At 49.8% G+C, this 9072-nt stretch carries 10 protein-coding genes; all 10 read left to right on the top strand.

Features of this window, described 5'->3' with window-relative positions; genetic code table 11:
- Positions 1–317: molybdopterin oxidoreductase (locus tag AAF564_23945; GenBank protein ID MEM8488622.1), on the top strand; the 317-nt coding region annotated here is incomplete at its 5' end.
- A gap of 67 nt (positions 318–384) precedes the next feature.
- Positions 385–1836: an NrfD/PsrC family molybdoenzyme membrane anchor subunit gene (gene nrfD / locus AAF564_23940; protein MEM8488621.1), complete on the top strand. Its 1452-nt coding sequence runs from the start codon at positions 385–387 to the stop codon at positions 1834–1836.
- Between the two features lie 45 nt (positions 1837–1881).
- Positions 1882–2547, top strand: a complete 666-nt coding sequence (locus AAF564_23935; protein MEM8488620.1) for a DUF3341 domain-containing protein — start codon at positions 1882–1884, stop codon at positions 2545–2547.
- Between the two features lie 94 nt (positions 2548–2641).
- Complete coding sequence (locus AAF564_23930; GenBank protein MEM8488619.1) at positions 2642–3232, top strand: cytochrome c; 591 nt, start codon at positions 2642–2644, stop codon at positions 3230–3232.
- A gap of 59 nt (positions 3233–3291) precedes the next feature.
- Positions 3292–4563, top strand: coding sequence for a hypothetical protein (locus AAF564_23925; GenBank protein MEM8488618.1), 1272 nt, complete (start codon positions 3292–3294; stop codon positions 4561–4563).
- Between the two features lie 257 nt (positions 4564–4820).
- On the top strand, positions 4821–5279 hold the full coding sequence (locus AAF564_23920) for a hypothetical protein (protein ID MEM8488617.1): 459 nt from the start codon (positions 4821–4823) through the stop codon (positions 5277–5279).
- A 52-nt stretch (positions 5280–5331) separates the two neighbouring features.
- Positions 5332–6132 (top strand): SCO family protein, encoded by an 801-nt coding sequence (locus tag AAF564_23915; GenBank protein MEM8488616.1) that lies wholly within the window; start codon positions 5332–5334, stop codon positions 6130–6132.
- Between the two features lie 9 nt (positions 6133–6141).
- Positions 6142–7083 carry a cytochrome c oxidase subunit II gene (gene coxB, locus AAF564_23910; protein MEM8488615.1) on the top strand — a complete coding sequence of 314 codons (942 nt, stop codon included), beginning with the start codon at positions 6142–6144 and terminating at the stop codon, positions 7081–7083.
- A 31-nt stretch (positions 7084–7114) separates the two neighbouring features.
- Positions 7115–8824 carry a cytochrome c oxidase subunit I gene (gene ctaD / locus AAF564_23905; protein MEM8488614.1) on the top strand — a complete coding sequence of 570 codons (1710 nt, stop codon included), beginning with the start codon at positions 7115–7117 and terminating at the stop codon, positions 8822–8824.
- Between the two features lie 43 nt (positions 8825–8867).
- The coding region (locus AAF564_23900; GenBank protein ID MEM8488613.1) for a cytochrome c oxidase subunit 3 family protein at positions 8868–9072 on the top strand (205 nt) is incomplete at its 3' end.

Genomic DNA, 9072 nt, shown 5'->3' with positions numbered 1-9072 from the left:
CTAATGTTACGGTGCGTTCGAGGGGGGTGATGGAGAAATGTTCATTCTGCATCCAGCGGATTAGACAAGCTAATATTCGATCTGGACTGGAAAAACGTCCAATCATGGATGGCGATTTGAGAACCGCTTGCCAGCAGGCCTGTCCTTCAGATTCTATTGTGTTTGGTAATTTGAATGATCCGGCGAGCGCAGTAAATCAAGCAAGGAGGAATGATCGCCGGTATAATATTTTGGCTGAATTAAACACTAAGCCAAGGACTTCCTACTTGGCCCGTATTCGTAATCCTAATCCTGAGTTGGAAGGGTTTTCTGCATGATAGCCGGAGATTCTCCGCTTGTCAAAGTATGATCAGTCACATTTTATAATCTAGTGTCACAAAGACCGTGAGTAATTCAACCACAGATATAGATGCCATGTACAGTGGGGATGGATTCCATTCTGATCCACCGCTGATTACCGGCGATTTGTCTTTTCACGACATCACCGAAATGGTGTCGAAACATGCCGAGAAAAAAACTCCATTTGCCTGGTACGTGGCATTTGGTATTTCGAGCAGTATTGCCGGCCTGTTGCTGATCATGATTGCCTACCTTTTTTGGAATGGTATCGGGGTCTGGGGTGTAAACAACCCGGTTGGCTGGGGTTGGGCCATTGTCAACTTTGTATTCTGGGTTGGTATTGGTCACGCCGGTACGCTGATTTCAGCGATTCTCTTCCTGTTTAGGCAGAAGTGGCGTACGTCGATTAACCGCGCCGCGGAGGCAATGACCCTGTTTGCGGTCATGTGTGCCCTCGTCTTTCCGGGTATTCACGTAGGCCGTGTTTGGGCTGCATACTGGATGTTGCCTATTCCAAACCAGATGGAGATGTGGCCGCAGTTCAAAAGCCCGCTCTTGTGGGACGTTTTTGCGGTATCGAGCTATTTCCTCGTTTCGCTTGTATTCTGGTATGTAGGGCTGGTACCTGACCTTGCAACACTCCGTGATCGCACGAAGAAAGTGTGGCGCCAGAAGATATTGGGCTTCTTGTCTCTCGGATGGACCGGTTCAAACCGTCACTGGAGAAACTACGAGAAGAGCTATTTGCTGCTGGCCGCGTTGGCTACACCGCTGGTACTCTCTGTACACTCCGTAGTCTCGTTTGACTTTGCTGTTTCGGTGATTCCGGGCTGGCATACAACCATTTTCCCGCCTTACTTCGTTGCCGGCGCCATTTTCTCCGGGTTTGCAATGGTAGTCACGCTGATGGTTGTGGCACGCAAAATCTACAGCCTCGAAAATGTAATCACGATCAACCACCTCGAGAAGATGAACATTATCATCTTGCTCACAGGTACCATGGTTGGTTTTGCCTACATCACAGAATTCTTCATGGCCTGGTACTCAGGTGTGCGGTATGAGCAGTACGCATTCATCAACCGCGCAACGGGTCCTTATGCCTGGGCCTACTGGACAATGATGTTCTGTAACCTGATTTTCCCGCAGTTCTTCTGGATTAAGAAAATCCGCCGCAGCATCCCGTTCATGTTCTTCGCATCCATTGTTGTGAACATCGGGATGTGGTTCGAGCGCTTTGTAATTACTGTTACTTCATTGCACCGAGATTACATGCCGAGCTCTTGGGACTATTACACCCCAACAGCTGTGGACGTGCTCACTTTTGTCGGGACATTTGGTCTCTTCTTTACCCTCTTCCTCTTGTTCCTCCGCTGGGTACCGATGGTGGCTATTTCAGAAGTGAAAGGGGTGATGCCTGAAGCTGATCCTCATTTTTACGACAATCATGGGGACGGCCATGCCAGCACTGCCGCACCTACCGTCACGCCAAATTCCTGAGATATCAACGATCGTTTTAATCGGGCCCTTTAAACAACGCGCATTATGTTGAATAACTTACTTCGCTCCGCCAAAGCCTCGATGAGTATTTACGAGCCTATCAAGGACGATGTATACGGCGTTCTGGCCGAATACCCCAATCCGGGTGCGTTATTGCACGCAGCGGAAGATGTACACAAAGCGGGGTACAAAAAATTTGATACCCACACGCCATTCCCTGTACACGGGATGGACAAAGCCATGGGGCTTGGCAACTCGAATGTAGGGTATTTCTGTTTGTTAGGTGGTATAACCGGCCTGTCACTTGCAATTTGGTTACAGTGGTGGACTGGGCAAGTAGATTATCCGATAAACATAAGTGGTAAACCATTTTTTGCGTTTGAACCGTCGATTCCGGTTATGTTTGAGCTTACCGTACTCTTTTCTGCTTATGCTGCCGTCATTGGCATGTTGTTGTTGAACGGTTTGCCGCGCCCTTACAATCCCTTGTTCTATTCTTCCTCTTTCTCTCGTGCATCAGACGATGCTTTCTTCCTGTTTATTGCAGCAGAAGATGACAAGTTTGATATGGAAAAGACGCAAGCGTTCCTTAAAGAGATTGGTGGTACCAACCTGGAGGTTGTACATGATCGTGGTACATCGTCGGATGGATCTGAAGGAGAAGACATTGACGGCTCGCAGAGCCCGCAAGAAGCTGAAGTATTAATGTAGGACAGCCTGTGTTGTCTACCCGAGAATAATGATGAAACGAATTGCTTTACCCCTTTTGACCTCATTGCTCCTACTCTTGACAGGGTGCCGTGGTATGCAATCTGATGATTCGCCGATCCACATCAACCCCAATATGGATCGGCAACCCAAGTTTATCGGACAGCAGAAAAACACATTTTTTGAGAATCAGATGTCAATGCGACCTCCAGTAGCTGGTACGGTGGCGCGTGGTTTCTTAAATGAGGATGAGATGTTTTTCCGCGGGATAAACGCAAAGGGCGAACCTGTCACGACCATGCCGATTCCGGTTACACGTGATGTATTGTTGCGTGGCCAGGAGCGTTATAATATATATTGTGTAGTGTGCCATGGCGCGGCCGGCGATGGCAAGGGGATAGTCATGGTTGGTAATGATGGCAATGGGTACGGGTATGTGGTTCCTGCACCGAATTACCATACTGAGCGATTTTTAGAAATGCCGGATGGTCAGTACTTCGATGTCATATCCCATGGTACCCCAACAGGAACCATGTCCGGGTATGCCACACAGATTCCTGTCGCAGATCGTTGGGCCATTGTGGCCTACATCCGGGCGTTGCAGCGCAGCCAGAATGCTGCCGGATCTGATCTGCCTCAGAGCGAACTGCAGCGCATCGAACAGGAGCGCGGCATCACAATAAATTAAACTGCCTAAAACTAACAGTGCCAATCTGACACTGCGTGGATTTCTGAACGAGTTGATTCATGGCTGAAATAAAATCTAATTCCTTGCTGTTTTTCCTGGGTGATCCGTACAAACCTACCCGGGATGGCGCATCTGAAAAGTATCGTTTTTCAGGCGGTGTAGCCTGGTGGGCGGTGCCGCTTGTCATCGGGGCGCTCTTAATGGTCGTTGCCGGTGTAGGCGCAGCGTCTGATCCAAAACAGTTTTACTTCTCTTACCTGGTAGGTTGGGCGTTTTGCCTCACCATTACGCTGGGTTCGCTGTTTTTTGTGTTGGTACAGCACCTGACCAAAGCACGGTGGAGCGCTGTTGTGCGACGCGTACCAGAAGCCCTGATTTGGGCATTTCCTTTGTTGGCAGTGCTTGCTATTCCAATTTTGCTGGGGATGCATGATCTGTATCACTGGACGCATGCCGAACTGTTCGATCCTGCGAGTCCGAAATATGATGCACTGGTTGCCGGGAAAGCACCGTATTTGAATACACCTTTCTTTATTGGCCGCGTTGTATTCTACTTTCTAGCCTGGACACTTATTTCGTATCGCCTGTATTCGTTGTCGGTTCGACAGGATCTTGAGCCAACCGCAGATATGCCGGCAAAATTCCGCAAAGTCAGCGCCATTGGCCTCTTACTGTTCGCGCTTACCATTTCTTTTGCCGGTTTTGACCTGATTATGTCGGTTGATCCGCACTGGTTCTCGACAATCTTCGGCGTTTATATCTTTGCCGGCTCCTTTTTGAGCGCTCTGGCAATGATGATCCTGGTCCTTTCAATGCTCCAGCGAACGGGTGGTATGCTACAAGGTGTTGTAACCGTAGAGCACTTTCAGGATCTGGGCAAGTTTATGTTCGGCTTTGTCGTTTTCTGGGCGTACATCGCATTTAGCCAGTACATGCTTTACTGGTATGGTAACATTCCTGAAGAAACGATCTGGTATCGCCATCGCCTCGAACACGGCTGGCAGTACCACAGTGCAGTGCTCCTCGTGATGCACTTCATTATCCCGTTTATCGTGTTGTTACCCCGATGGACCAAACGTATTCTGCCACTACTAACGTTTATGGCGGTGTACATTCTGATCATGCACTGGTTTGATTTGCACTGGCTTGTAATGCCTGTGCTTGATTTGGAACTCAACGGTCACGCAGGATTTCACTGGATGGACTTTACTACCTTTATTGGTTTGTTTGCCATTTTGTTTGGCACCATGATGTATCGTTTGAGCCGGCATAGTCTTGTGCCACAGAACGATCCGTATCTGGGACAGTCGCTGAGATTTCACAGCACCTGATCCAGCAAGTTTTTCCGGTGCTTCTTATTTTGTCGCGTGCTTATTTCACGATTGAAATGGACACAAAGCAAAGGGACGGCGGCAAATTAGATTTTAGAAATGTGAAGCCGTTTTTACCCGTTTTTCGTGGTAGCATTCATAAAGGCTTGACTACACGCGACGATCTAAGCTAAAAAAGGAGCGTACCTCAACATGGGTTTGTTATCCTTTGTACCTAAAGTTAGCGTTAATAAACCCGATCATTAAAGAAAAAAATTATGTCTGAATCCAAAGACATAGATCCGCAGGACCAGGCTGCCTTGATGGTGGATGCACCCGGTGGTGCTGAAGCTTTTGCAGGCGCCGAGAGCGATGATTTACATCATGGCCTCGTTGGCGTAGAGAAAGAGTCGATCAGCGTGCCGCTTGTTTTGGCAATTGTTGTTGTAACTGTTGTGATTGTCACAGGTCTGGTAATCACAGGATTTACACTTACGAAAATGACAAGCCAGGAAACGCTGGCAAATAGCAGTTCAGCGAGTGAATACCCTGAATTGAGGGATGTAGAGGCCGCCGCTGCAGCTGCCTTAACCCAGTATGGTGTGGTTGATGCAGAGGCTGGCGTATTCCAGATTCCAATCGATCAGGCTATCGACTTGATGGTGAATGAAGCGTATGCAAACCAGGAAGCCGGTAATTACACCAACGAACTGGTTTTGCAGGCCAAAGACAATTAGGTGACACATGGGTCCGTGCAAAGCGCACATATCAAGGCTGATTGTTTGGTGCGTGGCCGGATTGTTTTGTTGCGTCACGACCTTACTGGCACAAGAGACCCGTACGCTTGATCCCGTATATGACGGTGCCGGACTCGATCAGAAAAACGGCGCGTATATCCCCCTCGATCTCGTATTCAACAACGAACGCGGCGAACCCACTCCGCTCGGAGCTGTGGTCAACGGCGAAAAGCCGGTGCTACTCGCTATGGTGTACCACAGTTGCCCCATGATGTGCAATGTGGTGCTTGATGCGATGACTGCCGCAATGGCTGAAATGGAATGGACTGCCGGCCAGGAGTTTGATGTACTGACCATCAGTATTGCGCCAGAAGATACGCCGGAGACGGCCAGGGAGAAAAAAACGCAGTACCTGGAGAAGCTGGGCAAATCAGACGTTTCAGGTTGGCATTTTCTGACAGGGAACGAATCGGAGATTCAGCAATTAGCGGACGCAATCGGCTTCAAGTATAGCTACGTTGAAGAAATTCAGCAGTATGTTCACCCGCCGATTCTCACATTCCTGACACCTGATGGACAGATTTCACGCTACATGCAGGGTGTCTCATTTAGCGCCCGCGACCTTCGGCTCAGCCTTGTTGAGGCTTCCGGGGGCAAAATAGGTACCCCTAAAGATTTTTTTATTCTGTTTTGCTTACAGTATGACAAAGAAGCAAGTGCTTATGTGGCACATGCTACAAACTTGATGAAATTGGGTGGCGCCCTGACCGTGTTGGTTCTCGGTGTTGCCTTGTATGGACTTTGGCGAAATGAAGGTCAAAATGGCGAGCCTGATGTTGGGCTGCCCACTTAACATAACATTATGGAAGATAAAGGAACCCTCTGGCTGCCGGTAGACGCTTCTACCATGGCTGGTGAGATTGACAGCTTGTTTTACTTCACGTACTACGTGAGTATTGCCATCTTTGTGGCTGTTATCGTCGCAATGGTGTACTTCGTGATCAAGTATCGCCGCAAGCACGCAAACGAGCGCACAGAACGCGTCCACGAAAGCAAGATTCTGGAGTTAACCTGGATCGTTGTGCCAACCATTTTATGTATGGTTGTATTCACATGGGGCTTCCAGTCATTTCTGCGTATGAGCATCGCACCTCCGGGTGCTTACGAAATTACTGTTCGTGCTGCAAAGTGGAACTGGGAATTTGAGTATAACAACGGCTTTGTGGTTGGTGGTAACCTGCACGTGCCGGCTGATCGCCCTGTTCGCCTCGTGATGAGCAGCGCTGATGTACTCCACAGCCTTTTTGTGCCGGCTTTCCGCGTCAAGCACGATGTAATTCCGAATCGCTATACTTCTGTCTGGTTTGAAGCCACCAAAGCAGGGGAATACGACCTTTTCTGTACGGAATATTGTGGGACGGACCACTCCGGCATGCTCGCCAAAGTGGTCGTGATGCCACAGGATGAATTCAACGAGTGGGTAGACTCGAGAGGAGGGATGTCTGATGACATGCCGTTGCCAGAACTGGGTGAGTTGCTGTATCAGCAGCGCGGTTGCCTCGGTTGCCACTCGCTCGATGGTTCTGAAATGGTCGGACCGACCTTCCAGGGCTTGTATGGCTCACAACGAAATTTTGGTGATGGTACAACTGCCGAAGCGGACGACAACTACCTCCGCGACTCCATCGTCAATCCGGGTTCACGCATTGTAGAGGGGTATCAGAATCAGATGCCGGCCATTTATGGCACACTGAGCGAACGGGAGCTTTCCGGATTGATCGCTTACATCAAGGCGCAGCAGTAAACGCGACATTCTTATATAGAAAGATAGAACAATGAGTCAGACGACAGCGACAGATACAGGCAATGTTGCCGCGCCACGCGCGATGAAGCATTACCTGAATCACGACAAAACCATTTGGTCCTGGCTTTCCACCGTTGATCACAAGCGTATTGGCTTGATGTACGGTGTAACGCTGGCCATCATGTTTCTGATTGGTGGTACCCTCGCGCTCCTGGTACGTATCGAGCTACTTACCAAGGGCCCGACCATCATGGAGGCTGATACATACAACCAGGTATTTACCATGCACGGTATTGTGATGGTATTCCTGTTCCTTGTGCCATCGATTCCAGCTGTTCTGGGTAACTTTGCGTTACCGATGCACCTGGGTGCTGCTGACGTTGCGTTTCCGAGACTCAACCTCGCCAGTTACTATGTGTACCTTGCCGGCGGGGCACTTGTGCTTTGCGGCCTGATCGTAGGTAATGTAGATACCGGATGGACCTTTTACACCCCTTATTCCAGCCAGGGGGATGGATCGGTGCTCTTCCTCACTTCCGCTGTGTTTGTGGCGGGATTTGCTTCGATCTTTACCGGGATCAACTTCATCGTTACCATCCATAAAATGCGCGCACCGGGCCTGACCTGGGACCGCCTATCGCTCTTCACCTGGAGCATGTACGCCGTGAGCATCGTGCAGGTACTCGCAACACCGGTTGTAGGTATCACGATGGTTCTGTTGTTCTTCGAACGTTTCCTCGGCATTGGCATCTTTGATCCGGCACTGGGCGGTGATCCGATTCTGTACCAGCACTTTTTCTGGTTCTATTCGCACCCCGCTGTATACATCATGATTCTGCCGGCGTTTGGCGTGGTTTCAGAGCTGATTGCACCGTTTGTACGGCAGCCAATCAACGGGTACAAGTTTGTCGCCCTCTCCTCTGTTGCCATTGCATTCCTCGGTTTCCTCGTATGGGGACACCACATGTTTGTATCTGGCCAGTCTGCAGTATCCTCTATCGTGTTCTCCCTCATCACCTACCTGATTGGTATACCAACCGGGGTGAAGGTGTGTAACTGGGTGGTGACCATGTATAAAGGCTCCATATGGCTTCAAACCCCGTTTTTATATGCCCTGTCCTTCCTCTTCCTGTTTACCATTGGTGGCCTGACAGGCATCATGCTGGGTGTACTGGCCATTGATATTCACCTGCACGATACCTACTTCGTTGTAAGCCACTTCCACTACGTGATGATGGGCGGTACGGTGATCGCTGCTATTGGTGCGCTGCACTACTGGTGGCCAAAGATGACGGGCAAGATGTTCAGTGAGACTTGGGGTAAGGTTTCTTGCCTGCTGGTATTCCTGGGCTTCAACCTCACCTTCCTGCCTCAATTTGTCTTGGGCAGTCGCGGTATGCCTCGTCGTTACGCACAATACGTGGCCGAGTTCCAAGAATTGCACCAGATGTCATCCTACGGTGCCTTCCTGCTTGGCTTTGGTCTGTTCGTCGCCTTGGGAGTATTCATTCACTCCATGATGGCTGGCAAGAAGGCTCCACCAAACCCTTGGGGTGGCGCGACTCTGGAATGGCAGTGCACTTCGCCACCGCCATACTACAACTTCTTGGAACCCCCAACGGTCAACGACCCTTACAACTACAAACCATTGGTTTATCGCGATGGTGATCGGGGCTGGGAGTATGTTCATCCTGAAGCACCGGAAGTCCCTCAGTCTGAACCTGAACCAGCCCAAAGCTAGTCCATAGGCCCGTCGCGGTCCCAAACGATACGAGAAAAAGAAAATGTCAGAAGCAGCGGTACATGGTGATGGACACGGTCATGACGATCATGATCACCCGCCTTTCTTGGCACACCACTTTGATGACCCCGAGCAGCAGTATGACTCTGGCAAGCTGGGTATGTGGCTATTCCTAGTCACAGAAATCCTGTTCTTCAGCGGGATGTTCTGTGCCTATGCCTTGTACCGAAGTATCCATCCAGAAGTTT

The sequence above is a fragment of the Bacteroidota bacterium genome, assembly GCA_039111535.1.
Lineage (GTDB): Bacteria > Bacteroidota > Rhodothermia > Rhodothermales > JAHQVL01 > JBCCIM01.
The sequence above is the reverse complement of the archived record's forward strand: the minus strand, read 5'-3'. Positions and strand labels throughout refer to the sequence as shown.

Excerpts from the sequence above, each read along its gene's own strand:
- AAF564_23935 (MEM8488620.1), top strand. The coding sequence starts at position 1,882 with ATGTTGAATAACTTACTTCGCTCCGCCAAAGCCTCGATGAGTATTTAC.
- AAF564_23930 (MEM8488619.1), top strand. The coding sequence starts at position 2,642 with ATGCAATCTGATGATTCGCCGATCCACATCAACCCCAATATGGATCGG.
- AAF564_23925 (MEM8488618.1), top strand. The coding sequence starts at position 3,292 with ATGGCTGAAATAAAATCTAATTCCTTGCTGTTTTTCCTGGGTGATCCG.
- AAF564_23920 (MEM8488617.1), top strand. The coding sequence starts at position 4,821 with ATGTCTGAATCCAAAGACATAGATCCGCAGGACCAGGCTGCCTTGATG.
- coxB (MEM8488615.1), top strand. The coding sequence starts at position 6,142 with ATGGAAGATAAAGGAACCCTCTGGCTGCCGGTAGACGCTTCTACCATG.
- ctaD (MEM8488614.1), top strand. The coding sequence starts at position 7,115 with ATGAGTCAGACGACAGCGACAGATACAGGCAATGTTGCCGCGCCACGC.